The organism is Caulobacter vibrioides, from assembly GCF_002310375.3.
In the GTDB taxonomy this organism is placed as follows: Bacteria; Pseudomonadota; Alphaproteobacteria; order Caulobacterales; family Caulobacteraceae; genus Caulobacter; species Caulobacter vibrioides_D.
In genome coordinates this window covers 3,871,102-3,897,500 of record NZ_CP023315.3, presented here as the reverse complement: position 1 = coordinate 3,897,500, position 26,399 = coordinate 3,871,102, and the positions used below count along the sequence as shown (strand labels likewise).

22 protein-coding genes, 1 tRNA gene, 2 rRNA genes and 2 pseudogenes (1 of these 27 running past the window's edge) are annotated in these 26,399 nt (G+C 67.2%); 11 read left to right on the top strand and 16 right to left on the bottom strand.

The features are described from left to right. The 3 genes from CA606_RS18535 to CA606_RS18525 form a co-directional block, all read left to right on the top strand. Positions 1-2,045 (top strand): 23S ribosomal RNA (locus CA606_RS18535) (it extends 741 nt beyond the left edge of the window). A gap of 105 nt (positions 2,046-2,150) precedes the next feature. After that, positions 2,151-2,265: ribosomal RNA gene (gene rrf, locus CA606_RS18530) — 5S ribosomal RNA — on the top strand. Positions 2,266-2,330: 65 nt separating this feature from the next. Continuing rightward, positions 2,331-2,407, top strand: a tRNA-Met gene (locus CA606_RS18525). Positions 2,408-2,463: 56 nt separating this feature from the next. Here CA606_RS18525 and CA606_RS18520 read toward each other — a convergent pair. Then, positions 2,464-3,945, bottom strand: a complete 1,482-nt coding sequence (locus CA606_RS18520; RefSeq protein WP_181242687.1) for an inorganic triphosphatase — start codon at positions 3,943-3,945, stop codon at positions 2,464-2,466. A 95-nt stretch (positions 3,946-4,040) separates the two neighbouring features. Between CA606_RS18520 and bioB the strand changes: the two genes are divergently transcribed. Further along, positions 4,041-5,066, top strand: a complete 1,026-nt coding sequence (gene bioB, locus CA606_RS18515) for a biotin synthase BioB (protein WP_096053190.1) — start codon at positions 4,041-4,043, stop codon at positions 5,064-5,066. Between the two features lie 3 nt (positions 5,067-5,069). On the opposite strand, the gene CA606_RS18510 is transcribed toward bioB, so the two are convergent. The 5 genes and pseudogenes from CA606_RS18510 to CA606_RS18495 all read right to left on the bottom strand — a co-directional run bounded on the left by CA606_RS18510 (position 5,070) and on the right by CA606_RS18495 (position 8,460). Continuing rightward, on the bottom strand, positions 5,070-5,351 hold the full coding sequence (locus tag CA606_RS18510) for a hypothetical protein (RefSeq protein WP_097563478.1): 282 nt from the start codon (positions 5,349-5,351) through the stop codon (positions 5,070-5,072). A 143-nt stretch (positions 5,352-5,494) separates the two neighbouring features. Continuing rightward, positions 5,495-5,806, bottom strand: a complete 312-nt coding sequence (locus CA606_RS18505) for a hypothetical protein (protein WP_096053192.1) — start codon at positions 5,804-5,806, stop codon at positions 5,495-5,497. A 663-nt stretch (positions 5,807-6,469) separates the two neighbouring features. Continuing rightward, the gene (locus CA606_RS18500) at positions 6,470-6,631 is read right to left on the bottom strand and encodes a hypothetical protein (protein WP_181242686.1); all 162 of its coding nucleotides are present in this window, start codon (positions 6,629-6,631) and stop codon (positions 6,470-6,472) included. A gap of 323 nt (positions 6,632-6,954) precedes the next feature. Further along, a pseudogene (locus CA606_RS20400) lies at positions 6,955-7,066 on the bottom strand (hypothetical protein); the annotation flags it as partial. Positions 7,067-7,398: 332 nt separating this feature from the next. Next, positions 7,399-8,460, bottom strand: coding sequence for a hypothetical protein (locus CA606_RS18495; protein WP_181242685.1), 1,062 nt, complete (start codon positions 8,458-8,460; stop codon positions 7,399-7,401). Positions 8,461-8,793: 333 nt separating this feature from the next. On the opposite strand from CA606_RS18495, the gene hisS reads away from it, so the two are divergent. Genes hisS through hisG form a run of 3 tightly spaced genes read left to right on the top strand, consistent with a single transcriptional unit; the run spans position 8,794 to position 12,375 of the window. Then, positions 8,794-10,281: a histidine--tRNA ligase gene (hisS, locus tag CA606_RS18490; RefSeq protein WP_096053194.1), complete on the top strand. Its 1,488-nt coding sequence runs from the start codon at positions 8,794-8,796 to the stop codon at positions 10,279-10,281. Beyond that, positions 10,253-11,413 carry an ATP phosphoribosyltransferase regulatory subunit gene (locus tag CA606_RS18485; RefSeq protein WP_096053195.1) on the top strand — a complete coding sequence of 387 codons (1,161 nt, stop codon included), beginning with the start codon at positions 10,253-10,255 and terminating at the stop codon, positions 11,411-11,413. Before hisS ends, CA606_RS18485 begins: the two co-directional genes overlap by 29 nt. Then, entirely contained in the window at positions 11,413-12,375 is a 963-nt protein-coding gene (gene hisG, locus CA606_RS18480; RefSeq protein ID WP_010921340.1) for an ATP phosphoribosyltransferase, read from the top strand. The genes CA606_RS18485 and hisG overlap by 1 nt, the downstream gene beginning before the upstream one ends. A gap of 332 nt (positions 12,376-12,707) precedes the next feature. On the opposite strand, the gene CA606_RS18475 is transcribed toward hisG, so the two are convergent. Next, positions 12,708-13,616, bottom strand: a complete 909-nt coding sequence (locus CA606_RS18475) for a LysR substrate-binding domain-containing protein (RefSeq protein WP_096053196.1) — start codon at positions 13,614-13,616, stop codon at positions 12,708-12,710. A 121-nt stretch (positions 13,617-13,737) separates the two neighbouring features. On the opposite strand from CA606_RS18475, the gene CA606_RS18470 reads away from it, so the two are divergent. Next, positions 13,738-14,742 carry a sodium-dependent bicarbonate transport family permease gene (locus CA606_RS18470; protein ID WP_233282167.1) on the top strand — a complete coding sequence of 335 codons (1,005 nt, stop codon included), beginning with the start codon at positions 13,738-13,740 and terminating at the stop codon, positions 14,740-14,742. A gap of 98 nt (positions 14,743-14,840) precedes the next feature. On the opposite strand, the gene CA606_RS18465 is transcribed toward CA606_RS18470, so the two are convergent. Then, entirely contained in the window at positions 14,841-16,046 is a 1,206-nt protein-coding gene (locus CA606_RS18465) for a TonB family protein (protein ID WP_096053198.1), read from the bottom strand. Further along, a complete protein-coding gene (locus tag CA606_RS18460) occupies positions 16,043-16,405 on the bottom strand; it encodes a BlaI/MecI/CopY family transcriptional regulator (RefSeq protein WP_096053199.1) in 363 nt (120 codons plus the stop codon). Before CA606_RS18460 ends, CA606_RS18465 begins: the two co-directional genes overlap by 4 nt. A 132-nt stretch (positions 16,406-16,537) precedes the next feature. Here CA606_RS18460 and CA606_RS18455 point away from each other — a divergent pair, with 132 nt between their 5' ends. Both CA606_RS18455 and CA606_RS18450 read left to right on the top strand, forming a co-directional pair. Continuing rightward, positions 16,538-17,383, top strand: coding sequence for an AraC family transcriptional regulator (locus CA606_RS18455; RefSeq protein WP_181242921.1), 846 nt, complete (start codon positions 16,538-16,540; stop codon positions 17,381-17,383). Positions 17,384-17,441: 58 nt separating this feature from the next. Beyond that, a complete protein-coding gene (locus CA606_RS18450; RefSeq protein WP_096053201.1) occupies positions 17,442-18,245 on the top strand; it encodes a hypothetical protein in 804 nt (267 codons plus the stop codon). A gap of 64 nt (positions 18,246-18,309) precedes the next feature. Here the strand turns inward: CA606_RS18450 and CA606_RS18445 are convergent, their stop codons facing one another. The 7 genes from CA606_RS18445 to CA606_RS18415 all read right to left on the bottom strand — a co-directional run bounded on the left by CA606_RS18445 (position 18,310) and on the right by CA606_RS18415 (position 26,218). After that, entirely contained in the window at positions 18,310-20,427 is a 2,118-nt protein-coding gene (locus CA606_RS18445; protein ID WP_096053202.1) for a M13 family metallopeptidase, read from the bottom strand. 203 nt (positions 20,428-20,630) lie between these two features. Then, the gene (locus CA606_RS18440; RefSeq protein ID WP_096053203.1) at positions 20,631-21,203 is read right to left on the bottom strand and encodes an SCO family protein; all 573 of its coding nucleotides are present in this window, start codon (positions 21,201-21,203) and stop codon (positions 20,631-20,633) included. After that, positions 21,203-21,658 carry a copper chaperone PCu(A)C gene (locus CA606_RS18435; protein WP_096053204.1) on the bottom strand — a complete coding sequence of 152 codons (456 nt, stop codon included), beginning with the start codon at positions 21,656-21,658 and terminating at the stop codon, positions 21,203-21,205. The genes CA606_RS18440 and CA606_RS18435 overlap by 1 nt, the downstream gene beginning before the upstream one ends. A gap of 2 nt (positions 21,659-21,660) precedes the next feature. Then, complete coding sequence (locus tag CA606_RS18430; protein WP_096053205.1) at positions 21,661-23,061, bottom strand: PepSY-associated TM helix domain-containing protein; 1,401 nt, start codon at positions 23,059-23,061, stop codon at positions 21,661-21,663. A 69-nt stretch (positions 23,062-23,130) separates the two neighbouring features. After that, the gene (locus tag CA606_RS18425) at positions 23,131-25,185 is read right to left on the bottom strand and encodes a TonB-dependent receptor family protein (protein ID WP_096053206.1); all 2,055 of its coding nucleotides are present in this window, start codon (positions 25,183-25,185) and stop codon (positions 23,131-23,133) included. 101 nt (positions 25,186-25,286) lie between these two features. Continuing rightward, on the bottom strand, positions 25,287-25,706 hold the full coding sequence (locus CA606_RS18420) for a DUF2946 family protein (protein WP_096053207.1): 420 nt from the start codon (positions 25,704-25,706) through the stop codon (positions 25,287-25,289). 59 nt (positions 25,707-25,765) lie between these two features. Beyond that, positions 25,766-26,218 carry a MaoC family dehydratase gene (locus CA606_RS18415; protein WP_096053208.1) on the bottom strand — a complete coding sequence of 151 codons (453 nt, stop codon included), beginning with the start codon at positions 26,216-26,218 and terminating at the stop codon, positions 25,766-25,768. Between the two features lie 64 nt (positions 26,219-26,282). On the opposite strand from CA606_RS18415, the pseudogene CA606_RS20395 reads away from it, so the two are divergent. Beyond that, positions 26,283-26,396 (top strand): annotated as a pseudogene (locus CA606_RS20395) (hypothetical protein); the annotation flags it as partial. Positions 26,397-26,399: the final 3 nt, after the last annotated feature.

Below are 26,399 nucleotides of genomic sequence, written 5' to 3'. Positions count from 1 at the left end.
AAGGTAAGGTAACACTTACTGGAGGACCGAACCGGTGAATGTTGAAAAATTCTCGGATGACTTGTGGATAGGGGTGAAAGGCCAATCAAACCTGGACATAGCTGGTTCTCCGCGAAAACTATTTAGGTAGTGCCTCGGACGAATTCCTTGGGGGGTAGAGCACTGAATGGATGCGGGCGGCGCGAGCTGTACCAATTCTAATCAAACTCCGAATACCCAAGAGAAATATCCGGGAGACACACGGCGGGTGCTAACGTCCGTCGTGAAAAGGGAAACAACCCTAACCATCATCTAAGGCCCCCAAGTACTGGCTAAGTGGGAAACGATGTGGGTTTGCTTTGACAACCAGGATGTTGGCTTAGAAGCAGCCATCATTTAAAGAAAGCGTAACAGCTCACTGGTCAAGCGAACCTGCGCGGAAAATGTAACGGGGCTAAAGCCAGTCGCCGAAGGTATGGGTGTGCGTAAGCACGCGGTAGCGGAGCGTTCCGTAAGCCGATGAAGGTGAGGCGTGAGCCTTGCTGGAGGTATCGGAAGTGAGAATGCTGACATGAGTAGCGATAAAGAGGGTGAGAGACCCTCTCGCCGAAAGCCCAAGGGTTCCTGCGTAAAGCTAATCTGCGCAGGGTTAGTCGGCCCCTAAGGCGAGGCCGAAAGGCGTAGTCGATGGGAATCAGGTGAATATTCCTGAACCAGTTGGAAGTGACGGATCTGGTAAATTGTCAGGGCTTATTGGATTGCTCCTGGCAGTGAACAGGTCCCTGGAAATAACTCCAACGGAGACCGTACCCGAAACCGACACAGGTGGGCAGGTAGAGTATACCAAGGCGCTTGAGAGAACTATGCTGAAGGAACTCGGCAAATTGCACGCGTAACTTCGGGATAAGCGTGACTCTCTTTTGGGCAACCAGATGAGAGTGGCACAAGCCAGGGGGTAGCGACTGTTTATCAAAAACACAGGGCTCTGCGAAGCCGCAAGGCGACGTATAGGGTCTGACGCCTGCCCGGTGCCTGAAGGTTAAAAGGAGGGGTGCAAGCTCTGAATTGAAGCCCAGGTAAACGGCGGCCGTAACTATAACGGTCCTAAGGTAGCGAAATTCCTTGTCGGGTAAGTTCCGACCTGCACGAATGGCGTAACGACTTCCCCACTGTCTCCAGCATAGGCTCAGCGAAATTGAATTCCCCGTGAAGATGCGGGGTTCCCGCGGTCAGACGGAAAGACCCTATGAACCTTTACTGCAGCTTCGCCTTGGCGTTAGCAGCAACATGTGTAGGATAGGTGGGAGGCTATGAAACTCGGGCGCCAGTTCGAGTGGAGCCATCCTTGAAATACCACCCTTATTGTTGCTGACGTCTAACCGCGGCCCGTTATCCGGGTCCGGGACATGGCGTGGCGGGCAGTTTGACTGGGGCGGTCGCCTCCCAAAGTGTAACGGAGGCGCGCGATGGTGGGCTCAGACCGGTCGGAAATCGGTCGTCGAGTGCAATGGCATAAGCCCGCCTGACTGCGAGACTGACAAGTCGAGCAGAGACGAAAGTCGGCCATAGTGATCCGGTGGTCCTGCGTGGAAGGGCCATCGCTCAACGAATAAAAGGTACTCTAGGGATAACAGGCTGATTTTGCCCAAGAGTCCATATCGACGGCAAAGTTTGGCACCTCGATGTCGGCTCATCACATCCTGGGGCTGGAGCAGGTCCCAAGGGTTCGGCTGTTCGCCGATTAAAGTGGTACGTGAGCTGGGTTCAGAACGTCGTGAGACAGTTTGGTCCCTATCTGCCGTGGGTGTACGAGACTTGAGAGGATCTGTCCCTAGTACGAGAGGACCGGGATGGACACACCTCTGGTGGACCTGTCATGGCGCCAGCTGTGCAGCAGGGTAGCTAAGTGTGGAATAGATAACCGCTGAAAGCATCTAAGCGGGAAACTAACCTCAAAACAAGGTCTCGCTGAGAGCCGTGGAAGACCACCACGTTGATAGGCCGGGTGTGGAAGTGCGGCGACGCATGGAGCTTACCGGTACTAATAGCTCGATAGGCTTGATCGTTCTTCAGTCAAACCCATGCAATAGCATGTGGCTCTACTTCAGACACTGATGTCTTCTTCACAATCTCCGGCCTCGAAAGAGGCTGGATGATATCCTTTTCGCTGACCTGGTGGCTATGCCGGGGGTTCCCCACCCGATCCCATTCCGAACTCGGTCGTTAAGTCCCCCTGGGCCAATGGTACTTCGTCTCAAGGCGCGGGAGAGTAGGTCGCCGCCAGGTCCGCCAAAAGGATATCACCAACAAGTCCGCAAACCCTGCACACACAATCTCACCTAACACCCTGACGCGGGGTGGAGCAGCCCGGTAGCTCGTCAGGCTCATAACCTGAAGGTCACAGGTTCAAATCCTGTCCCCGCACCCAGTGGACTGATCGTAAACAGGCCGCCTTCGGGCGGCTTTTTGCGTTTTTCCCTGTCTTCACCAGAACGTCTTGGCCTCGACGAGGGCGTCAAGCGCCTCCCGGGCGGCGTGGAGCAGCTTGGTCTCGTCGTCTCTCAGCACAGCGCCTGCCGCATCGCGGGCGAGGGACGGATCGCCATGAGCGGCGGCGTCCACGACATCGTGGCGGACGGTGCGGTCGTTGAGCGCGCCGAGCGTGTCCTGCACCGCCTTGGCGGCGGCGAGGAAGCGTTCAGCGCGGCGCGGATGGTCTGGAAATAGCAACGCAAGGTCCTCGGCGGCGTAGCGCAGGGTCTTGCCCTTCAGGCGCAGCTTGTGTCGGCCGTGCGGGTCCAGGTCGTTGAAGCGCTTGGCGCCCGTCTTCGTCCGGCCGCGCAGGTGATCGAGAACCTCGGACGCGAGGCTGGCGGCGGGGGTCTCGCGGACCTCGGCCAGCGCGGGGTCGGTTATCCAGGTCCCGGCTTCGAGCCAGGCGGCGGCTTCGAGAAGGACATCGCGCGCGCGCGGGCTTTCCAGCGCCGCTTCCATGCGCAGATAGGCGGTGGCGCGGGCGGCCTTCAGGCCTCGCTCGAAGGCGTCGCGGCCTTCGAAGGGCGCGTTTTTGGCCGAGCCCTCCCAGACCTCGCCGACGAAGACGTCGAGATCGCGCGCCGCGTCCAGCTCGCCGGCCAGCCAGTCGAGCTCGGCGTCCAGCGCCATGGCGGCGGCGTCGCGCGATAGCGGCTTAAAGATCTTCAGCATCGCCCGCAGGCGACGAGCGGCGACGCGCGCCTGGTGGACGCTGTCTGGCTCGGGCCGCTCGCGCAGGGCCTCCAGCGCCGCGCACAGGTGAGCCAGGCCCGCCTGGCCGATCGCCTGCAGCGCCGCCTCGACGCTCGCCTCCGGACCCAGAGCCGCCGTCTGTCGGCGTACACGCAGCGCCGCGTCGCCAACCGCCAGGCCATAGCCGCGCTCGGCCTTGCTGATCAGCGACAGCCGCAGCGGCGCGTGGCGGGCCAGGGTGCGCGCCAGATCGAACAAGGCCTGCGGCTGTCCGGTCTTCAGCTCCAGCTCGAGCTCGCACACGGCGGCGTGGCGCTCGCCGGCGCTGAGCTGGCCGCGATCCAGCGCCACCTCGATCAGCGTCTCGCCGCTGCGGACCATGCGGATCACCCGCTCCACCCGTGTGGTGAACACCGGCGACAGCGCCGCGTCGGCCAGCATCGCGGCCACCGGCGTGCGAGCCAGGGCGTCGCGATCGGGCGCGGGGCCGGCGATGGTCTCTTCCCATTCGCCGCGCGAGAACACCCCGCCGGCCGAGGCCGATTTCAAGGTCTGCTTGCGGCCGCCCTCACCGTCGCGCACCCGCAGGCCAAAGCCGGCCTGGCGCAGCGCGTGATCGGCGGTGTCGTAGTAGGTGGCGTCGAGCTGGCGCACCGCGCCCTCACCGTCCAGGGCGCTCAGGATCGCCTCGGCCGCCTCGGGCGGGATCAGGAACTTCAGCTCGATCTCACGATCCATGATCGGAGCGTCTCCCCATCGCCGCGCCCGGCCGTCGCAACGACCTCTAGCCGAAGTCTTGCCAATCGTCATGCGTCGGTCCAAACGTCCCGGCCATGAGTCAGATCAACGCTTCCCCCCGCCACGACTGGACGCTTTCCGAGGTGGAGGCGCTGTTCGCCCTGCCGTTCATGGAGCTGGTGTTCCAGGCGGCCAACGTTCACCGGGCCCACTTCGATCCCTCCGAAGTCCAGCTGTCGCAGCTTTTGTCGGTCAAGACCGGCGGCTGCGCTGAAAACTGCGGCTATTGCAGCCAGTCGGCCCACTTCAAGACCGGTCTGAAGGCCGACAAGCTGATGGCCGCCGACGACGTGGTGGCCAAGGCCCGCGCGGCCCGCGACGGCGGCGCCCAGCGCTTCTGCATGGGCGCGGCCTGGCGCGAGCTGAAGGACCGCGACCTGCCCAAGCTGACCGAGATGATCGGCGAGGTGAAGGCCCTGGGCCTGGAGACCTGCGCCACCCTGGGCATGCTGACCGCTGATCAGGCCAAGGCCCTGAAGGCCGCCGGCCTCGACTACTACAACCACAACCTCGACACCGGCCCCGACTACTACAAGGACGTGGTGACCACGCGCACCTATCAGGAGCGCCTCGACACCCTGGCCCATGTGCGCGACGCCGGCATGAGCACCTGCTGCGGCGGCATCGTCGGCATGGGCGAGCAGCGCCGCGACCGCGCCGGCCTCCTGCACCAGCTGGCCACCCTGCCGGCCCACCCCGACAGCCTGCCGATCAATGGCCTCGTCCCCATCAGCGGCACGCCGCTGGGCGACAAGGTCCTTTCCGAAGGCAAGGCCATCGACGCCATCGAGTTCGTCCGCACCATCGCCGTGGCCCGCATCGTTTGCCCCAAGTCGATGGTCCGCCTGTCGGCCGGCCGCGAGGGCATGAGCCGCGAGCTGCAGGCCCTGTGCTTCATGGCCGGCGCCAACTCGATCTTCGTCGGCGGCAAGCTCTTGACCACCCCGTTGCCCGGCCAGGACGAGGACAGCCAGCTGTTCCAGGACCTCGATTTGAAGCCCATGGGCGGCGCCGTCCGGGTCGAGGCCAAGGCCGACGCCGGCCTGGTGGCGGCGGAGTAGGGTTTAGCCCGCCATCCCATCGAGAATGTCGCGGCGCTGGCTTTCCAGCTCGCGCCGCGTCTCGGCTGCGCCCGCCAGATATTCGGCCAGCACCTGGGGCGGATAGTCCCGCGCCGCCACGCGCATCTCGCGCTCGGCGATGTCGAGCACGGCCAGGGTCTTGGCCAGCATGTCGAGCAGGATCTCGTCGGTGCTGCGAACATGGCGCGGCCGCCGTCGACCCTTGCCCAGCAGGCGGTCGTGCAGCGCGCGGATACGGGATCGGGGCGGGGTGGACCTGGACATTCGAAGACTCCTCAAAAGCGCCCTTGCCCTTGATGGGGAAGGGCGGGGATGGGGTGACCTGCTGAGCAGGCGGTGGAGCGCGGCGTCGACCGCCGCGTTCACCCCACCCCTGCCCCTCCCCATCGAGGGGAGGGGGCGCGACGTCAGCGATCGCGCGCCAGGCGGGTCGCCGCCCGCTCCTTCTGGCGCATCTCGGTGACGAGGCGGTCCAGCACCGGCGTGCGGCTGGGGGCCATCATCTCGGCGCGGGCCTCGGCGAAGATCCGCCGGTTCTCCGCGCAGGTGGCCCGCATCGCCGCCAGCTCCTCGGGCGGCACGCGATCGGCCAGGGCTTCGGCCTCGCGCTCGGCGCGGTCGGTGATCCGCTCCAGCCGATCGAAGAAATCGACCAGCCCGCGCTCTTGGTTGCTCAGGTGACGCCGGCGACGGCGGCGGGGCGGTTTGGACTTGGGCATCTGGTGGGTCTCCTAAAGGCTCTGGGCTGTTCCTCCCCCGTGAGACGGGGGAGGTGTCGGCGGAGCCGACGGAGGGGGCGAGCGCGGCGGGTGCGGTGAAGGCCCCCTCCGGCCCTCTGGGCCACCTCCCCCGCATCGCGGGGGAGGAACTGGGAGGGCGTGCGTCCGCCGCTTCACGCGATCGCTCGCTGAAGGTCATGGGGAGGCGACGGAGCGGCCGGGCGAACCCGGAGTACCGTGAGTTTGGTTTGCGTTTCGGCTCGACTGTCCGCTCCGCCAGGTTGTTCTTGCCCGTGAGGATGGGGGGCGTGAGCGTCTTTCAGCTCGGGACCCCAGGAGCCCCCGGACGGGCGCGGATCAACTGGAGCGGCGACTTCCGTGTCCAGCCCGACGATCCACGATAGGCGGCTTGTACGATCACCGCCCTGTCGCTCCGCGCTCGCCTCTCTGCGGCCTCTTCCGGGATCCCGGATCTATCCAACGAACAGACCCCGGTCGAAACCGCTTCGAGACCACGCGGCCCCGCTCAACCTAACCCCGCCGCCGTATTGGGCCGGATCCATACGCCCTCCCCCGCGACAGAGATGCATTGAGTATGGGTCGGGTTCTGAGGCCGGGGATAAGTTGGCGCGTAAAAGTGAGAAGCGATTGATTTTGTTGAGATCATCTTCGCCAATTCCGAGCGTTCACACCCGCCAATCCCCATAAGCTCGTGTCATCCCGGGCGGCGCAGCCGACCCGGGACCCAGGGGTTGCAAGAGCGCCGCGCTTGGTCACCCCCTGGGTCCCGGCGCTCCGCGCTCCGCGCTGCGGCCGGGATGACACGAGAAAGGGGGCGGGCGCCGTGTTTTCTCTCCTCCCCCACCGGGGGAGGGGGACCGCCGAACGGCGGTGGAGGGGCCAGCCGACCGGGCGACGCCCCGGTCAGCTCAAGGCCGCCTGCCACCCACAGGATGTAACCCCACCGCATCAGGCCCCCTCCACCCGCGTTCGCGGGTCCCCCTCCCCCGATGGGGGAGGAGAGCGGGGCGACCACCGCCGGCCGCCAAACAAAATCCCTCTCTCAGGAAGAGAGGGCGGGGCCCACCGCAACGCGGTGGGAGGGTGAGTGGGTAGGGTCTTTCCGGACAGGGCAGGGATGCTGTCCAAATCCCTCTCCCAGAGGGAGAGGGCGGGGCCCGCCGCGCAGCGGTGGGAGGGAGAGGGGTTACGCGGTCTGACGCTGCGCCGGCGCGCCGTCGGACGCCGTACCCCCTTCACCCCGGCCCTCTCCCCATGGGAGAGGGAGCGCTCACCGGCCGGCCGCCAAACAAAATCCCTCTCTCAGGGAGAGAGGGCGGGGCCCACCGCGACGCGGTGGGAGGGTGAGTGGGTACGCGCTTTCCGGACAGGGCAGGGACGAGAAGGCTGAGGGCAAAGGGCCGTCGTCGTAACCACTCACCCTCCCACGCCTGCGGCGCGGGCCCCTCCCTCTCTCTCAGAGAGAGGGATTTCGGCTGGCCGCGCGGCGGCGGCGCGAAGCGCCGTCCTTGAGCAACCCGGCCTGTCCAGGGGGGGGGGCGTCTCGCCGTGAGGTGTAAGAATAATCCAATTCAAACTTCTTTTGCCTCAGATGTTATTGTTCTCCAGTGCTGCTTAAATAAGCCAGCACACTTTATGCCTCTTAAATTTATCCGGTTGCTCACGCTATAGCTATCTTCTTCAAAATCAAATACGCGCGCGGATTCTCTCTCTATTACGGCAATGTCGTCACTAGATATGCCATAAGCGGTGGCGATAATCTCGGTATGATCTTGAATGGGGCTAGATAACAGGCTCATGTTCTGCCTATGAAAGGCAAAGCCTAAGAAAATTATCCTATCGGCATTGCCGATAGCAGAGCGAATTGCATCTATTTCATCACCTTCGTCGATTTGCTCTGTAAATGTCCTTATCTGGCTTACTGCAGCGCCCAAAAGATTGGAATTTTCTTGCCCAAATTGTATAATGGGGCCCTGGCCCTGCATCCACGGCAGTCGCCCACACAGGCCATAAGGTCGGTGGACGCGAAGCTTGGTCATTAAGGCTTCTGCTTCCTGCAGGCTTATTCCATAGTAATCAGATATTGATTGCGGTAGGTAACGCTCTAGGCACCGGTCATAGTTGAAATTTATTATTTCTATGTTTTCAAACAGTCGATCTACTTCGCTTTTCCTGATGTTTTCCGTCAGAAGTTTGGTGAAGCTGCTGTACCAGGTGGAGCCAAAATTCTGGACGTCAACGACGTCTCGATGTTCCTGCTGCGGACGAAAAAATTGGCTTTCGGACTCTGCTTTCAGGATTGCGCGAAGTATTCCGAGCTTTCCAACGAGTTCAACTTTCTTGTCTTCTAAAGCGTCTATCACGTTGTCTATAGATAGCGCTTGTTGAGCCGATTTTCGGAGTTGTTGTCCGGCCGCTAAGTGCGCATTCAAATTTTTTACTTCTCTGCCTTCGTTTAGAATAATCTTCAAAGTTTGCAGTAAAAGCTGATCGCCAGACGTTAAGCGGTCGCCGAACTCGAATCTAAAATCTATCAGATCGGATATTTGCTTTAGAAGTGTTTCCCCCGTGGGTAGGCCGACTTCGAGGCTTGCTCCCGCCCCCAGCACAAGTAGCGTTTTTGCCCGAAACATCTTTTCTCAATCGAAGCTTTGCGAGAGTTGTTCCGATTCTACCCGATTCGCGCGTGCTGGAGCCTGCGGTCTTGCAGTGTGTAAACTTCTTGGTGTGCCGTATGGACAGAAGGCCCTCCCCCCTTCCCCTCACCGCCGCCATCCGCTACACCGCCCCCGCAATGACCCGCACGCCGCACCATCACGGCCACCACCACCATCCGACCTCGCCTCGCGGGATCGGCCGGGTCCGCGCGCTCTAAAGCCGAGCGTACCCAGCCAGAGCCCCGCCTAGCGGATGGGGCTTTGCGACAAGCGCCATCCGTCGAAGCCTTGAAGATTTAAGGACCGACGATGACCACCGACTCCGAACAACCCACCCCCGACTTCCGCCCCGAGGCCCGCAGCCCCAGAGGCTTCGCCGACAAGCGCGCGCGCGACCTGCGGGCTGAGCGCGCGATCCTGGAGGCGGTGTCGGCGGTCTATGAGCGCTACGGCTTCGAGGCGCTGGACACCGGGGCGTTCGAATATGCCGACGCGCTGGGCAAGTTCCTGCCCGACAGCGACCGGCCCAATGAGGGCGTCTTTGCGCTGCAGGACGACGATGATCAGTGGATGGCGCTGCGCTATGACCTGACCGCGCCGCTGGCCCGCTTCGCCGCCCAGAACTGGGAGACCCTGCCCAAGCCGTTCCGCCGCTACGCCTTCGGGCCGGTGTGGCGCAACGAGAAGCCGGGGCCGGGGCGCTTCCGCCAGTTCATCCAGTGCGACGCCGACACGGTGGGCTCGGCCCGTCCGGAGGCCGACGCCGAGATCATCGCCATGGCCGTCGATGGGCTGGAGGCCGCGGGCCTGCCGCGCGGCACGGCGGTGCTGAAGATCAATAACCGCAAGCTGCTCAACGGCCTCTTGACCGCCGCGGGCGCCGACAGCGCCGGCCAGAAGCTGGCCGTGCTGCGCGCGGTCGACAAGTTGGACCGCCTGGGCGTGGACGGCGTGCGGCTGCTCTTGGGCGAAGGCCGCCTGGACGAGAGCGGCGACTTCACCAAGGGCGCGGGCCTGAAGGGTAAGGCGGTCGATCAGGTGCTGGACTTTGTTCAGGCCGGCTCGACGGGTGGTCGCGCCGCGACGCTGGACAATATCGCCCGCGTGGTGGCCGGCTCGGCCGAGGGCGACGAGGGCCTTCTGGAGCTGTCGCGGATCGACGCGGCCCTCTCGAGCCTCGGCATCGCCGACGACCAGGCCTTTATCGATCCGTCGATCGTGCGGGGGCTGGAATACTACACCGGCGCGGTGTTCGAGGCTGAGCTGTTGCTGTCCACCACCGACGAGAAGGGCGCCAAGGTCTCGTTCGGCTCGATCGGCGGCGGCGGGCGCTATGATGATCTGGTGGCGCGGTTCACCGGCAATGTGACCCCGGCGACGGGCTTCTCGTTCGGGGTGTCGCGTCTGGCGGCGGCGCTGCGGGCGGCGGGGCGAGAGCCGGGCGGGCAGGCGCGCGGGCCGGTGGTGGTGATCACCTTCGACCAAGCGCACATGGGCGAGTACTTCTCCGTGGTCGGACAGCTGCGCGCGGCGGGCATCGCCGCCGAGGTGTATCTGGGGACCTCGGGCATGAAGCCGCAGATGAAATATGCCGACCGTCGGGGCGCGCCGGCCGTGGTCATGCTGGGCGGCGACGAGATCGCGGCCGGCACGGTGACGATCAAGGACCTGGACGCGGGCCGCATGGCCGCCGAGGGGCTGACCGACAACGCCGCCTGGAAGGCCGAGCGTCCGGGCCAGCAGACCATCCCGCGCGGCCAGCTGGTCGATGCCGTCCGCAAGATCATCGGGGGTTGAGGTGAGGCTCGAGCGTTCCATTCCGGCGCCAGCGCTGGACGCCATCCGCGCCCCCTTGCTGGACGCCGGCGCGGTCTTGACCGACGCCCCGGTGCTGCAGCCGCTGGGCTTGCTTCTGGATCTCGCCGGCGAGGCCATGCGCTCGCGGCTGTTTGTGGTGTCGGGCGAGGCGGGCGAGGAGGCGTGTCTGCGCCCCGACTTCACCGTCGCCGTGGCCCGCCAGCACTTCGAGGGCGGGGGCGGGGCGGGCCGGCGCCGCTATGAGGGCAAGGCCTTCCGCGTCGCGCCGCGTGGCTCCGACCGCGCCGAAGAGTTCCTGCAGCTGGGCGTCGAGGCCTTCGAGACCGGTGACCGTGTCGCCGCCGACGCCGAGATGGCGGCCCTGGCCTGGGCCTCGGCCGTGGCGGGCGGGCGCGAGGACCTGTCGCTGGTGCTGGGCGACGTGTCGCTGTTCTCGGCCTTCGTTGCGAGTCTGGATTTAGCACCGCCCCTGGCCGCGCGCCTGACGCGGTCGTTCGCCAAGCCGCGCCAGCTGAAGGCCGAGCTGGACGGCGATGTCGCTGCGCCCACCGGGGAGCAGTCGCGCATTGCGGCCCTGCTCGCGGGTCTGCCCGAGGAGGAAGCTGCCTCGGTGCTGCAGGAGCTGTGGTCGTTGGCCGGCATCGAGCCCGTCGGCGGCCGTCGTCCCGCCGAGATCGCCCGCCGCCTGGTGGAAAAGGCCGACGCGGCCAAGGCCGGGCGCCTGGATCCGGCCCAGGCCGACAAGGTCCGGGCGTTCCTGGCGGTGTCGGATCGTCCGGACGCGGCCCTGTCGGCCATCGCGGCCCTGGCCGGTCCCAAGGCCGAGGCGCTGAACGCCGTCCTCGACGGCTGGCGCGCGCGGCTTGCGGGGATGGCGCAGCGGGGCGTGGCCCTGGAGCGCGCCACCCTGGCCGCCGCCTTCGGGCGGGCGTTCGGCTATTATGACGGCTACCTGTTCGAGATCCGCTCGGCCGCGCTGGGCGATGAGCGTCCCGTCGCCGCCGGCGGTCGCTATGACGGCTTGCCGGCCAAGCTGGGCGTCGCCACCGACACCGGCGCCGTCGGCTTCATGATCCGCCCCGCGCGGGCCTATGCGGGAGGCGGCGAATAATGAGCACGCCCATGATCTTCGCCATTCCCTCCAAGGGCCGCCTGAAGGACCAGGTCGAGGCCTGGCTGGCCGACTGCGGCTTCAAGCTGGAGATGACCGGCGGCGCGCGCGGCTATTCGGCCGAGCTGTCGGGCCTGCCCGGCGTGTCGGTGCGTCTGCTCTCGGCCGGCGACATCGCCGCCGGGCTCGACAGCGGCGACCTGCACCTGGGCGTCACCGGCGAGGACCTGCTGCGCGAGCGCGGCGACGACATGGACAGCCGCGTCATGCTGCTGCGGGCCCTGGGCTTTGGCCGCGCGGACCTGGTGGTCACCGCGCCCAAGAACTGGCTCGACGTCGACACCATGGCCGATGTCGACGAGGTGGGTCACGCGCATCTGGCCCGCACCGGCCGGCGCCTGCGGGTGGCGACCAAGTACGTGACCCAGACGCGGGCCTTCTTCGCCCGCCACGGCGTCGCCGACTATCGCATCGTCGAGAGCAGCGGCGCCACCGAGGGGGCCCCGGCCGCCGGCGCCGCCGAGCTGGTGGTGGACATCACCACCACCGGCGCGACCCTGGCGGCCAACGGGCTGAAGATCCTGTCCGACGGAGTGATCCTGAAGAGCCAGGCCCAGCTGACCGCCTCGCTGACCGCCGGCTGGAACGGCGAGCAGCTGGATGCGCTGCGCCGCCTGCTCTCGGTGGTCGAGGCCAAGGGGCGGGCGGGCAAGCTGGCCACCCTGGTCTGGCCGGCCGAGCAGGACCGCGCCGCCCAGGACGCCGTGGCCGCCTTCATCGCCCGGGGCGGCTCGCGCCGGGCGAACGGCGCCCTCTTGGCCACCGCCGACCTGTTCGACGCCGCCGCCGCTCTGGCGGAAGCGGGCGTCGAGCCGGTCACCGTTTCGCGTCCGGACTATGTGTTCGAGTCGCGCTCGGCGGTGCTGGACCGCTTCGCCGAGGCGCTGAAAAGTAAGATTTGACGATCGTGTCAAAAAATAACACTGAATCTCGACGTAAATTCGACCCGAGCGTCCAAACAACATCCCGAATGTCAAAATTTCGGCGAACCCGTTGAGAAAAAGGCGGTTGCCGCGTTGACACCGTCACGAATTTGACGTTTCTACACACTGCAAGGACGAAACGAGCCCGACAGAGAGCTCCCGTTCTTCGGCGTTTCGGGGAGGAAACGCCCGCCTAGATCGAATGATCGAGAAAATAGCCAGCCCGTCGCGATTATCCCCCGCGGCGGGTTTGGTGTATCTGGGCACCATCTCACAAATTTGACGGCGACGTCAAAATCGCAAAGGCCCCATCACGACGGGGCTGAGCCGGCGATGCGCGTCGCGGGTTGGGGCTGGGTCCGCTGGCGATCCAGGGCGGTGAGAATGTGATCGGCCAGCCGCTCGGCGGCAGGCGGCGGCGCGCCCCGCGCTTTCAGCAGCGCGATCTCAGCGTCCTCCAGGCGCGGCAAGCCTTCGGACAGAATGGTCAGGTCGTCGGGGGCCATCTCGCGCGGCAGAACGCTCAAGCCCAGGCCGCCGCGCAACGCCGCCAACTGCCCGGCCAGGGAGGGGCTGGTGTAGGTCGCCCGCCAGGCTCGCCCGGTCGCCTCCAGGGCCGCCACCGCGCGCTTGCGATAGACGCACGGGGCGGGGGCGGCTACCAGGGGCACGGGCCCTTCGCGCCGCGCCATCTCCGGATCCAGCGCCACCCAGACCAGCGGCTCGCGCCAGACCCGCACGCCCAGATCAGGCCCCAGCGGCTCGCGCTTGACCAGGGCCAGATCCAGCGCGCCCTCGCCCAGGCGGTCCAGCAGGTTGAGGGTCAGATCGCAGGTCACGGTCAGGGCGATGCGCGGATGGCTGCGCGCGAACGAGCCCAGCACGGCCGGCAAGTGCTGGGTGGCGAAGTCCTCCGGCGCGCCCAGCCGCACCTCGCCCTCGATCTCGTCGGCGCCCAGGCTGGCCAGGATCTCGTCGTTCAGGCGCAGCAGCCGGCGGGCCTGAGGCAGGAAGGCCGCGCCCTGTTCGGTCGGCGCGACATGGCGCGGATCGCGCGACAGCAGCGGTTGCCCCAGCTGCTCCTCCAGGCGCCGCACCTGCAGGCTGACCGCCGACTGCGAGCGCCCCAAGCGCTCGCCCGCCCGGGTGAAACTGCGTTGCTCGCACACCACCAGAAAGGCGCGGACGAGATCGAGGTCCAGATTGGTGCGGCGCGGCATGATGGCTCCATGATGAGCGTTCCTCATCATGACCATATCAGAAATCAACAAGGGAAATCACACCTCGTCGCTTAGAGGAGCCCCCGCGCCTTGCGGCGCAGAGTTTCTTGGGGGCGTTTTCGTGGATCTTCTCAGTCAGACCGTCTCGGCGGCCGCCGGCAATCTGCTGCAGCCGGCGGTGCTGTTCTTTGCGCTCGGCCTGATCGCGGCCCTGGCGCGCTCGGACCTGGCCTTGCCGAAGGAGGCGGCCAAGACCCTGTCGCTGGTCCTGATGTTGTGCATCGGCTTCAAGGGCGGCGTCGAGGCGCGGGCCCACGGGCTGGACGCGGGCTTCCTGAAGGCTGCGGGCCTGGGTCTGGTGCTGAGCTTCCTGCTGCCGCTGCCGGCCTACGCCCTGCTCAAGCGCATGGGTCTGAACACCATCACCGCCGCCGCCACCGCCGCCCACTACGGCTCGGTGTCGGTGGTGACCTTCGCCGCGGCCCAGAGCTATCTGTCCGCGATCGGTCAGGCGCCCGGCGGCTACATGTCGGCGGTGCTGGCGCTGATGGAGACGCCTGGCCTGCTGACCGCCATCGCCATCGCCGCGATCGCCACCCGCGACGGCGCGCACGGCAAGGATCCCGATCGCGTCTCGGCCGGCAAGCTGGCCCATGAGGTGCTGCTGAACGCGGCCAGCGTGGTGCTGATCGGCGGCTTCTTCATCGGCCTGATCACTGGCCACCAGGGGGGCGCGCGTCTGGCGACCTTCACCGGACCGGTGTTCCAGGGCGTGCTCTGCGTCTTCCTGCTGGATCTGGGTGTCCGGGCGGGCCGGCAACTGGCCGCCGCGCGAGGCTTCAAGATCAGCCTTCTGGCCATGGGGATCGTGCTGCCGATCCTGGGCGGCGCCGTGGCCCTGGTCCTGGGCAAGCTGGCGGGCCTGCCGGCCGGCGATCTGGCCGCCCTGGCCGTGCTGGCGGCCTCGGCCTCCTATATCGCCGCGCCGGCGGCCATGAGCATGGCCCTGCCCAAGGCCGACGCCGGCGTCTACCTGACCCTGTCCTTGGGCGTAACCTTCCCCTTCAACCTGACCCTGGGCATCCCCCTGCTGGCCATGGCGGCCGCCCTCCTGGCAGGGGGATAGGACGGTCTCGGCGTCGCGCATCCCCTCGCGACGCCGAAACGCGCTTGAGGACCGCCGGGCTAACCGACGGTCCTCGCGGTCCTAAAGGACGGGCGCTCTCAGCTTTGCGGAACCGAGAAGCGGATCGGAATCGTCACCCGCCCGCCGTCGACCGCCTTACCGTCGATGGTCTGGGGGCTCATCTGGAACAACGGGCCAAGCTGCAGGGCCGCTGCGCCGAAGCCATGGGCGTCCGCGCTTTCGCGCAGCACCTTGCAGGCGGTCAATTGCCCCTCGGCGGTGACGCGGCAATCGATGACCGCGAACCCTCCCGCCTTCGCGGCGACGGCGGTCGCCGGATAGAACCGCGCCATGTCCTGAGCGGTCGGCTTGGCGATCCAGTTGGGCTGGGTGATCACGGGCGCCGGGCGCGCATCGGCGGCCCAGACGGCGCCGGCGCCGGCCAGGCCGACCAGCGCGGTGAGGGCGAGGCCCGCCGCCCGCCTCGCGGGGCTTCTTATGGGGATGTTCAGCATGATCAGTCTCTCCTTCAGGGGATGAGCGCCGCCGGCCGGCCAATGGCAGCCGAACGGAACGACGCGAGGAACAAGCAGGGAGTCCAGCAGGGTCTCGGCGTACAGCCGGCGCGTTTGCGGACGCTGGGCGAGGACCGCCTCGTCACAGGCCATTTCCTGATCCAGGCGCAGGCGGCGCGCGCCGATGTGGACCATCGGGTTGAACCAGGCCAGGCACTGGATCGCGACGACCAGGCTGTTGATCAGGGCGTCGCCCCGCGCCAGATGGACGCCCTCGTGCGCGAGAACCAGCGCGCGGGCCTCCCCCTGGAAACGGTCGTCGAAATCCGCGGGGACCACGATGCGGGGCCAGGGGGAGACCAGCACCATGGGGCCGGCCCCCACATGCTTGCCGACCAGCAGTCGCGCATCGGTCGGATGTGGCGTCAGTGGCCCCAGCGACCGGGTGAAGCGCACTTGCCGAACGACGAAGGCGGCGGCCGCCACCAGCACGCCGAGGGCCCAGGCCAGCAAGGCCAGGGTCGCCGCCGTCGGCGTCGCCAGGCCGGGGGGAACAGCCTGGCGCGCGGCCTGTCCGGCGGTCAGAAGGATCGGCGCCAGGGGCGTGGCCTCGATCGGCGAGGGCGCCAAGGCCGCCAGGGCGCAGAGCGGCGGGGTCAGCCACAGCAGATAGGCGGGCAGGGCGCCAAAGCGACGACGGACCGGCCCGCGCAGGGCCATCACCGCCAGGACGCCGCCGGCCAGAGCCAGATTGGCGCCGGCCAGGTCCGACAGGACCGCCGCGCTCACTTGCCGATCCTTTCGACCAGAGCCTTCAGCTCGGCGATATCCTGGTCGCTGAGCTTGTCGCCTTCCGACAGATGCATGACCAGCGGGGCCAGGCGGCCGTCGAACAGCCGGTCCAGCAGGCCCTGGCTTTCGCCCTGCACATAGTCGCGCCGGCTGAGCAGCGGCGAGTACTGATAGCGGCGGCCATCGGCCTTGGCGCCGACGGCCTTCTTCTTGACCAGACGGCTGATCAGCACCTTGACGGTGCCCTCGGTCCAGCCCTGCGGGGCGCAGACCTCACTCATGATCGCCTCGGAGGTCAGCGGGCTTTCCCGCCACAGCGCCTCCATCACCACGCTTTCGGCCGCGCTGATCTTCATGGTCCGCTCCCGATGACAGCTGTCAACGACTCGACGTTGACGTTTGTCATCGAACTAGTCAACCGGCGTTCTGCGACGTGTCCGTTTTTTACCATCTTGTCGGCGGGGTCCTGGGCTAGGCTGCGCCAAGGCCTGTGGGGGAGCTTGCCGATGACGCCGCTGTTCCTGACCTTACCGCCGGGTCCGGCCCTGGCTGGATGGGTGGCGCGCCACCAGATCATCCGTTTTCGTTTCCCGGCCGGGGAGCGCGCGCCGATCAAGCCGTATTGGCCGCGCCCCGCCTGCGCCCTGGCCTTCTATCCGCGTGACCCTGAGGCTTTGATCGATGCGGCGGGGCGGGTGACGATCAAGCCGCGCGCGGTCCTGATCGGCCAGCCGACCGCGCTGACGCGCCGGGCGGGGGGCGCTGATTTCTGCGTCTATCAGATCGAGTTCGAGCCTGGGGCCCTGCGACGGCTGGCCGGAATGTCGATGGCCGAGCTCACCGACCAAGCCCTGGACGCCGAGGCGGTGTTTCCCGATCTGCGCGCGATCGCCGACCAGATCGCCGAGGCGTCGACGGCGGAGGCCATGATCGCGGCGGCCGAGGCCTGGCTGACGACCCGCGTGGCGGCCTGTGGTCGCGATCCCGATCGCGTGGACTGGGCGGCGGCGCAGCTGATCCGGGGCGGGGCGGGCTCGCTGGACCGGCTGGCGCGCCGGATCGACCTGGCGCCGCGCGCCTTGCATCGCGCGTTCCGAGACCGCCTTGGGGTCAGCCCCAAGCTCTTTGCGCGCATCGCCCGGCTGGACCGGCTGATCCGCGCCCGCAACGCCGATCCGGCGGCGGACTGGCTGAGCCTGGCGGTCGGCGCGGGCTACTACGATCACCAGCACATGGCGCGCGATTTCCGGGATCTTTGCGGGGTGGGGCCTTCGCGCTTCCTCGCCGCCGAGGCGGTGGCGCCCGAGCGGCGGTTCGGCATCGCCGAGCTCTAGGACTCGCCGTTGTCACGAAGTCGTGGAAAATTCATCTGGGGTAACGGGGGTATTTCAAATGTCTGATGCGATTTTGAGCGCCGATGCGCGCGGAGCCAAGGCCGGGCGGGCGACGGGACCGGCGGCGCGCGGTGATCTGTCCTTCTTCCGCACCACGATCACGGCCATGGCCGTGGTGCTGGTCTCGGGGTTCGTCCTGCAACTGGCCATGGCGCGCTCCAGCTTCGGCGCGCCGCTGGTCGTGCACCTGCATGCGGTGGTGTTCATGGGCTGGGTGGCGATCCTCGTCACCCAGGCGTGGCTGGCGGCCGGCGGCGGGGTGAAGCTGCATCGGACGCTGGGCGCGGTGGCCGTGGTCTGGATGCTGGCCATGCTGGTCCTGGGTCCGCTGGTGACCATCGCCTCCGTCCGCACGGGACGGGTGCCGTTCTTCTTCCAGCCGCAGCATTTCGTACTGGCCAATATCATCACCCTGTTGGGCGCGTTCGGCCTGTTCGCGGCGGCGCTCGTTCTGCGCAAGAACCGCGACTGGCATCCGCGCCTGCAGATCGGGGCGTTCACCCTGCTGATGGGGCCGGGCTTTGGCCGGATCCTGCCGATGCCGTTCCTCAAGCCCTACGCGTTCGAGATCGCCACCGGTGTGGCGGTGATCGTGCCCTTGATCGGGCTCGTGCGCGATTGGCGGGTGCGCGGTCGGCCGCATCCGGTCTGGCTGTGGACGATCGCGGTGCTGGCGGGGACCTTGATCCTCGCGCGCGTCCTGGCGTTCTCGCCGGTCGGCGCGGTGATCTTCGCCGCCGTCACCACGGGCAGTCCGGCGGCCCACACCGATGGCCTGATCTATCCCAAGCCGCCGTTCTGAAGGGCGGATGCAAAAAGGGCCGGTGATCGCTCACCGGCCCTTGATGGCGTTCAGGCTCTGGCGACTACCAGATCTTCACGCGGTTTTCCGGCGCGATGTACAGCTTGTCGCCCGGCTTGATGTCATAGGCCGAGTACCAGCCCTGCATGTTCCGGATGGTGCCGTTGACACGGTAGTAGCCCGGCGAGTGGGGGCCGGCGATGATCTGCTGCTTGAGCGCCTCATCGCGCTGCTTGCCGCGCCACACCTGAGCCCAGCCCAGATAGACGCGCTGGTCACCGGTGAAGCCGTCCAGCACCGGGGCCGGCTGGCCCTTCAGCGAGGCGCGATAGGCGTCCAGCGCGAAGGCCAGGCCGCCCATGTCGCCGATGTTCTCGCCCATGGTCAGGGCGCCGTTCAGCTTCATGCCCGGCAGGGGTTCGAACGCGCCGTACTGAGCGCCGAGGCGATCGGCCTGGGCCTTGAACTTGCTCGCGTCTTCGGCGGTCCACCAGTCGCGCAGCACGCCGTCGCCGTCGGACTTGCGGCCCTGGTCGTCGAAGCCGTGGCCGATCTCGTGACCGATCACGCCGCCGATGCCGCCATAGTTGATGGCCGGGTCCGCGTCGGGGTGGAAGAACGGCGCCTGCAGGATGGCGGCCGGGAACACGATCTCGTTGTTGACCGAGTTGTAGTAGGCGTTGACCGTCTGCGGGGTCATGCCCCACTCGGTCTTGTCGACCGGCTTGAACAGGCGCTCCACGTCCTTGGCCCAGGCCCAGGCGCCGACGCGCTGGACGTTGCCATAGGCGTCGTTGTCCTTGATCTCGAGCTTGGAGTAGTCCTCCCAGACGTCGGGATAGCCGATCTTGACGGTGAACTTGGCCAGCTTGTCCTGGGCCTTGACCTTGGTCTCGGCGCTCATCCAGTCGAGATTGTCGATGCGGACCTTCATGGCGCCGCGGACATTGGCCACCAGCTCCAGCATCTTGGCCTTGGACTCCGGCGGGAAGTAGGCCGCCACATAGTCCTTGCCGACCGCCTCGCCCAGCAGGCCGTTGACGGCGGCGACGCCACGCTTCCAGCGCGGGCGTTGCTCGGGCTGGCCCGACAGCGTCTTGGCGCGGAACTCGAAGTTGGCGTCGACGAAGCGCTTGGACAACAGCGCAGCGCCGCCGTCGATGACCTTGAAGGCCTGCCAGGCCTTGAGGGTGTCGAGCGGGGTCTCGCCGTAGATCTTGGCGTACTTGGGGAAGGTGGTGTTGGTGGTCACCACGAACCGATCGACCTTGGGCAGGCCCGAGGCGGCGATATAGCGGTTCCAGTCATAGCCCGGCGACATGGCCTGGAGTTCGGCCAGGGTGGCGGGATTGTAGGTCTTGTCGCGGTCGCGGCGCTCGGCGCGGGTCCAGGTGACTTCGGCCAGCTTGGTCTCGAAATCGACGACGGCCTTGGCGTGCTCGGCGGGCTTGTCCCAGCCGGCCATAGTCAGCATCTTCTCGACATAGGCCAGATAGGCGGCCTTCTTGTCGGCGAACTTGGCGTCCAGATAGTAGTCGCGGTCGGGCAGCGACAGACCGCCAGCGCCGGCGTAGACCGCGTAGGACTTCGGGTTCTTGGCGTCGGTCGAGATGCCCAGGCCCAGCAGGCTGGTGAACGGGCTGGTCGAGCTCTTGCCCATCAGGGTGGTGAACTCGTCCTTGGTCTTCACCTTGCGGATCTCGGCCAGGTACGGCGCGATCGGCTTGGCGTCGAGCTTCTCGATGCCGGCCTCGTCCATGAACGCGCGATAGGCCGCGCCCACCTTGGCGGTGTCGCCCGTCGCGGTCTTGTTGGCGGCGGCGGCTTCGATGATCGCCTTGGTGCGGGCTTCCGACAGCTCGGCCAGCTTGTCGAAGTTGCCGTAGCGGGTGCGGTCCGACGGGATCTGCGTCCGCGCGTCCCAGGCGCCGTTGGCGAACTTGTAGAAGTCCTCGCCCGGCTTCACCGAGGTGTCCATGCCCGAGATGTCAAAGCCCCAGGTCCCGTAGCGCGGGGACTCCAGCGAGGTGACATCGGCCGAAGCGCCGGCGGCGATGGAGGGCAGCAGCGATTGCATGACGCAAGCGTCATCGATGCAGGCGTGTTTCTCGTGGGCTTGCGCCCCGAACGCCGAGAGGGACAGGGCCGCGATCGCCGCAGCGCCGAACCAGACTTTTTTCATGGAATTCGCATCCGTTGGTGTGAGCCGCCGGCAATCTGCAACGGCGCGAAAACTTTACCCCCTTAAAAAAAGTTCATGTGACCCATTTTTTACAAGACGGCTCCGACGTCGGCGCGGCTGGCGACGGAAAAAGGCCGCCGGCGTCGGGGGACGCACGGCGGCCTTGCAAGCGATCCAAGCCTTGGAAGGATTTGCCTTGCGGCTCAGTTCACCAGGTCGCGCAGCTGGGCCAGGGCCCGCTCGGGCGGCGACTGATAGGCGATCGGCGAGACGAACCGCCCCTTGGCGTCGAACAGGTAGATCGCCGAGGAGTGGTCGATCGTGTAGCCGCCGCCGTCCAGCGGGACCTTCTGGTGGTAGACGCGGTAGGCGCGGGCCGTCTTGGCGATGGCGTCGGGCGTGCCCGTGAAGCCCTGGATGCGCGGGTCAAAGTTCGACAGATATTCCTTGAGCTGCGCGGGCGTATCGCGCTCGGGGTCCACCGTGATAAAGACCACGTTGAGCTTGTCGGCGTCCTTGCCCAGCGCCTTCAGCCAAGCGGTCAGCTCGGTCAGGGTGGTCGGACAGACCTCCGGACAATAGGTGAAGCCGAAGAACACCGCCGTGGGCTTGCCCAGCAGCGATTTCTCCGTCACCGGCTGTCCGTTCATGTCGGTCAGCTGGAACGGCCCGCCGATCTTGATCACCGAACCGGCCGTCTCTTGCGCCCCCTTTTCGCCGCAGGCGGCGAGCGGCGTGGCGGCCAGCAGGGCGAGCGCGAGCGCGACCCCTCGCATCAGTGATGCATCCCGGACATCGCCGGCGCCGGCGGCGTCTTGACCACGGCCATCACCTTCACCGGCTTGGCCTTCTGGAACTTGAGCGTCAGCGGCACCTGGGCGCCTTCCGTCAGGGCGATCTTGGGGCCGATCACCATCAGGTGCTCGGCGCCGGGCTTCAGGGCCACGGCCTTGCCGGCGGGCAGGGCCAGGCCGTCGGCCAGCTTGCGCATGCGCATGACGCCGCCGTCCATCGACATGGTGTGGATCTCGCCCCTGTCGGCGGCGGTGGTCTCCACTGCGACCAGGCGGTCATCGACGCTGGCGGTGAGGGTGACATAGCAGCCGCCGGCCATGGCGCCGGTCGGGGCCGGGCGGCACCAGGCGTTGGCGGCGGTCACCTTGGGCGCGGGGGCGGCGGCGGTCAGGGCCAGGGCGGCGGCGCAGACGCCGAGCAGGGTCAGGGTCTTCATCTTCAGGCTCCGGTCTGGGCGCGCGGCGTGATCAGCCGGCGCAGGATAAGATCAAGCAGCAGCGCCGCAACCAGCGACGCCCCCACCAGGGGGTAGAGAACAGCCAGCGGCAGAACGATCGCCAGCAGGCCGGCATAGGCGCCGCGATGGGTCGGGCGCGCGGGCGCGGCGAGCCGACCCTTGGGGCGACGCTTCCACCACATGACGATGGCCGAGACGCCCATCAGCCAGACGGCGACGCAGCCGGCCAGCATGACCAGCTTGTTGATCAGGCCAAACTGCCGGCCCTCATGGACGGCGATGCCCCACTCGATGGCCTTGGCCGCCGGCCCGAAGTCGCGATAGCCGATGTCGGCCAGCACCCGGCCGTCGCCGCCGTCGAGATAGACCGCGCGGGTCTGTTCGACCCGGTCGGACATCTGGGCGGCGGTCCAGGTCCCGCCCGGCGTCTTGGGCAGCGACAGGGTGAAACCGCCCGTCAGGCCGGCGGCGCGGGCCTTGGCCACAATGGCGTTCGCGTCGAGGGGGGCGGGCGCGTCCATCATCATCATGTGGTGGGCGTGGTCGTCCATGTCAGCCCCATGGGTCTGGGCGGACGAGGGCGGCGGCGCCTTGGTCTGCAGGGCCCAGGGCACGCCCGTAGCTTCTACGACCGGCGCGGGCTTGCCGTGATGCTGCTCGGCGACCGGCGGCTTGGGACGGCCCCAGCCGGCCTGGGTGGTGATCTGGCGGACTTCCTTGCCCCAGAAGGCCGACCACGGCATGCCGGTGACGGCCAGGAAAGCGATCACGCCGCCGGCGAAGAGACCAGTGACGGCGTGCAGGTCGCGCCAGAACAGCCGCTTGGCGGGCGCGCTCCGGACGGTGACGATCCCGCCCTTCTGGCCACGCGGCCACCACAGGAAGATCCCCGTGGCGACCAGCACGATGGTCCAGCCGGCGACCACTTCGACCAGCAGGTTCATCACCGGTCCGGCGATCTCCAGGCTGTGCACGTGCTTGATCACGCCCATGACGCCGCCGGGCTGCGTCGTTCCCAGCACTGCGCCGGAATAGGGATTCACATAGGCGGTCTGTTTCTCGCCCTTGGTCTCGACCGTGACCAGGACCGAACGGTCCGTCCGCTCCGGGATCACGACCTGCTTGGCCTGGCCGCCGGTGGCGGTTTCGGCCGCCTTGATCCAGGCGGTGGGCGTGGTCTGGGCCGGCCCCTCGGCCACCACGACCAGCGGACGATGGACCACGGCGGTCAGTTCGTCCTTGAACAGATAAAGACCCCCGGTCAGGGCCATCAGCATCAGGATCGGCAGGACCAGAAGCCCCGCATAGAAGTGCCAGCGCCAGAAGGCGCGATAGATCTCGCCGGCCGGGGCGGTGGTCTCGGGATTGTCGATCGCGCGCATCGCGATGCTCCGGGTTTGGGACGGCGACCCTCGCGAGCCGCCGCCCCGTCAGGACCAGATGGTTGAGGGTTAGAAGGTGACGGTCACGCCGCCGAACACCGAGCGACCATCGCCTGGCCACAGCACGGCGCTGCCCGCCGTCCAGGCGATGGCGGCCTGGGTGTTCGAGACATAGGCCTTGTCGGTCAGGTTCCGGGCGTCGAGGAACAACGACACCGTCTGATTGACCTTCCAGCCCGCGTTCAGGTTCAGGATCGCGTAGCCCGGGGCCTTCTGGGTGTTCTTGTAGTCGATCCACTGGTCGCTGGCCGACCACTCGACCGACGGCGCCACGAACCAGCCGCGCGGATCGTCGTAGCGGACTTCCGAGCGGTAGAAGTTCTTGGGTACGATCGGCAGGCGGTTATCGCCGTACTGGACGTCGTCCTTGAAGCGGAAGTCCGAGTAGGTCCAGGTCTGGCGCACGCGCCAGCGCGGCGCCACCGCCCAGTCCAGCGCCGCCTCGACCCCTTGGTGCAGGGTCTTGTCGGCGTTGAAGGTCGAGGCCGGGATCGAGGGGTTCACCGTATATTGCAGCATCTCGCCCTTGAGCTCGGCGCGATACAGGGTCACGTCATAGGTGAACGGACCGCGATGGCCGCGCGCGCCCACCTCGCCCGTCCAGGCCTTTTGCGAGCGCACCGGCGCGAAGCCGGTATTGGTCGGCGACATCGAGCCGAAGTTCGGCGGTTCGACCGAGCGCGTCAGGTTGGCGAACACCTGGTCGCCGGCCTCGCTCTGCCACAGCAGGCCCACGCGGGGCGAAACCCAGTCATAGCTCTTGTCGGCCGTCAGGTTGAAGGTCGAGGCCACGCCCGGAATGGCGAAGCTGACATAGTCGCGCTTGGCCTGACCCCAGTTGGCGCCGGCCACCAGCGCAACCTCTTCGGTGACGAACAGCCGGCCCTCGCCGAACACGTCGAACGCCTTGGCGTTCTGCAGCGTGCGCGAGGTCGGCGCGCCACGGCCGCCGCGGATATTCACATAGAAGTTCGAGTCGAGGTCGCCGGTGCGGTACCAGGCGCCGAAGAAGGCGTCGGCGCGCTTGCCGCCGATTTCGCCGTCCCAGTCGAAGCGGCCAAAGGCGCCGTAGTTGCGGCTCTGCTGGTCGATGACCTGGAAGATCGGGTGGTCCAGATCCTTCCACACCGCATAGACCGCGCCCTCGAACACAAGGCTGTCGTCCAGGCGCCAAGTGGTGCGCAGCGAGCCGCGCACGCCGCGCATGTTGCGGCCGTTGTCATTGGCTAGGTTGCCGGCGGACGATTGGCGCGGATTGGCGTTGAACTGGGCCAGGGTCAGCGAGCCGGGGATTTCCTGGTTGATGTTCGAGCCGTTGACGATCAGGCGAACCTCACGGTCCTCGCCGAACGAGCGGCCGATGTTCAGCGAGCCGAACTGGATGTTCTGCTGGCTTTGCGAGCGCCAGCCCTGGTTGGTCTGATTGGTGGCCGCGACGAAGACGTCCCAGTCGCCGACCTGACGGGCCAGGGCGATGTGTTCGCGGGCGAGACCATAGGAGCCGCCGTCGATGCGGATCTTGTTCTGGAAGCCGGCGTCCTTGCCGGTGGGCGTGACCATGTTGACCGCGCCGCCCAGCAGGGCGCCGCCGAAGCGCAGGGCGTTGCCGCCGCGATAGACCTCGGCGTAGCGGGTGTTCAGCGGGTCGGCGATCTGGGTGTCGCCATAGCCATCGGCCTCGTTCAGCGGCACGCCGTCCTGGGCGATCAACAGGCCGCGATTGTGGTTGGCGTTGCCGATGCCCGAGCCGCGGATCGAGACGCGGATGTCACCGCCCCACTTGCGCTGGGCGTAGACGCCCGGGGCGTCGCGCAGCATGTCGTCCAACGCCAGGGTCTGGCGGTTGATGTAGGATTCCTGGGAGATCACCGAGACCGCGCCCGGGGTTTCCGACAGGCGCTTGCGGGCGTCGGCGACGACCGGCGGGTCTTCCGGATTGGGTCGGGCGGTGACGATGACCGACGAGACCTGGGTGTTGTCAGCGGTCGGTGCGACGGCGTCGGCCGCGAAGGCGGCGGGCGCAAAAGCGAGGGCGGCCGTGGTGGCCAGCAGAAGAGACTTCATGATTATTGCAACGTCCTTCGGCCGCTAGGCGGCGGCCGTGAATGATCCAAGGCGCGCCGGCATGGGCGCGCGCGTTCACACTCGATCGCGAGGACCGAGGGTCAGATCAGGACGATAGGCGGGCCAGTCGGCGGCGGCGGCGGGGCGGCGAGGCCGCGTCCGGGCGCAAGCGCGCGGGCGGGCGGAACGATCGGCGCGGCGTAGGCGACCAGATCGATGTCGATGGCCGCGACCACGGACGGCGGCGGGGCCGCTGCGCCCTGGGTCGCGAAGGGGCAGGGCGCGTCATGGCCGGCCTTGTCGCCCTTGTCGCCGTGGCGGGCGTCGAGCGCATCGCCCGGCTGGACGATCTTGGCTCCGTCGCCCGTGCAGAGCACCAGGGCGAAGGGCAGTCCGTTGCGCGTCTCGGCGTTGGGCATGAAGCCCGCCGGGATCATGACCTTCAGCACAACGGCCAGCAGCGCGAGCGCCAGGAAGGCGTCGCGGGCCAGAAGTCTCGCAATGGAGGTCGGGCGGTTCACGATCGGCGCTTTAGCCTAAGGTTGGGCCGTTGTCTCGGGTCTGTACGCCCTTAAGGCCGTCAAACCTTGGCGGGGCGGCGGCGGCGCGGCACCCGCACCGTGGCCTCGCCGTCCATCACCACCTCGTCGCCCACCAGGGCGGCGCAGCGCAGAACCACCCGCGCGCTCTCGGCGTCGATGGACGCGACCGTGGCGCGGGCGGTGACGACGTCGCCGATCCGCACCGGCTTATGGAAGGTCAGGGTCTGGCCCAGATAGATCGCCCCGGCGCCCGGCAGGATGGTGCCGACCACGGCCGAGCCGAATGAGGCTGACAAGAGGCCATGGGCGATGCGGCCGCGATAGGCCGTCTTGGCGGCGAAGGCCTCGTCCACATGGACGGGGTTGAAGTCGTCCGACGCCTCGGCGAAGCGCTGGATGCGCTCTTCGGTGACGGTGACGTGTTTCTCGGCGGTCATCCCGACGGAGAGCTCCTCCAGGATGTAACCGCCCGTGGGATGCGGTCCGATCATGTGCGGCGGTTAGCGGTGATGGGGCGGCGTGGCTAGAGAAATGTGACGGCGAGCGCAGGTGAGCGCCCCCTCCGTCTCGCTGCGTATCCGCAGCGATCCACCTCCCCCGCAAGCGGGGCAGGAGGGCGGCCGCTTCCTCCTCACCCGTGCAACGGGGGAGGTGGCGCGGCGCCAATAGGCG

Excerpts from the sequence above, each read along its gene's own strand:
- CA606_RS18450 (WP_096053201.1), top strand. The coding sequence starts at position 17,442 with ATGTCTGATGCGATTTTGAGCGCCGATGCGCGCGGAGCCAAGGCCGGG.
- CA606_RS18460 (WP_096053199.1), bottom strand. The coding sequence starts at position 16,405 with ATGAAGATCAGCGCGGCCGAAAGCGTGGTGATGGAGGCGCTGTGGCGG.
- CA606_RS18430 (WP_096053205.1), bottom strand. The coding sequence starts at position 23,061 with ATGCGCGCGATCGACAATCCCGAGACCACCGCCCCGGCCGGCGAGATC.
- CA606_RS18475 (WP_096053196.1), bottom strand. The coding sequence starts at position 13,616 with ATGCCGCGCCGCACCAATCTGGACCTCGATCTCGTCCGCGCCTTTCTG.
- CA606_RS18520 (WP_181242687.1), bottom strand. The coding sequence starts at position 3,945 with ATGGATCGTGAGATCGAGCTGAAGTTCCTGATCCCGCCCGAGGCGGCC.
- CA606_RS18510 (WP_097563478.1), bottom strand. The coding sequence starts at position 5,351 with ATGTCCAGGTCCACCCCGCCCCGATCCCGTATCCGCGCGCTGCACGAC.
- CA606_RS18425 (WP_096053206.1), bottom strand. The coding sequence starts at position 25,185 with ATGAAGTCTCTTCTGCTGGCCACCACGGCCGCCCTCGCTTTTGCGCCC.
- CA606_RS18435 (WP_096053204.1), bottom strand. The coding sequence starts at position 21,658 with ATGAAGACCCTGACCCTGCTCGGCGTCTGCGCCGCCGCCCTGGCCCTG.
- bioB (WP_096053190.1), top strand. The coding sequence starts at position 4,041 with ATGAGTCAGATCAACGCTTCCCCCCGCCACGACTGGACGCTTTCCGAG.
- CA606_RS18505 (WP_096053192.1), bottom strand. The coding sequence starts at position 5,806 with ATGCCCAAGTCCAAACCGCCCCGCCGCCGTCGCCGGCGTCACCTGAGC.
- hisS (WP_096053194.1), top strand. The coding sequence starts at position 8,794 with ATGACCACCGACTCCGAACAACCCACCCCCGACTTCCGCCCCGAGGCC.
- CA606_RS18445 (WP_096053202.1), bottom strand. The coding sequence starts at position 20,427 with ATGAAAAAAGTCTGGTTCGGCGCTGCGGCGATCGCGGCCCTGTCCCTC.
- CA606_RS18440 (WP_096053203.1), bottom strand. The coding sequence starts at position 21,203 with ATGCGAGGGGTCGCGCTCGCGCTCGCCCTGCTGGCCGCCACGCCGCTC.
- CA606_RS18415 (WP_096053208.1), bottom strand. The coding sequence starts at position 26,218 with ATGATCGGACCGCATCCCACGGGCGGTTACATCCTGGAGGAGCTCTCC.
- CA606_RS18495 (WP_181242685.1), bottom strand. The coding sequence starts at position 8,460 with ATGTTTCGGGCAAAAACGCTACTTGTGCTGGGGGCGGGAGCAAGCCTC.
- hisG (WP_010921340.1), top strand. The coding sequence starts at position 11,413 with ATGAGCACGCCCATGATCTTCGCCATTCCCTCCAAGGGCCGCCTGAAG.
- CA606_RS18485 (WP_096053195.1), top strand. The coding sequence starts at position 10,253 with ATGCCGTCCGCAAGATCATCGGGGGTTGAGGTGAGGCTCGAGCGTTCC.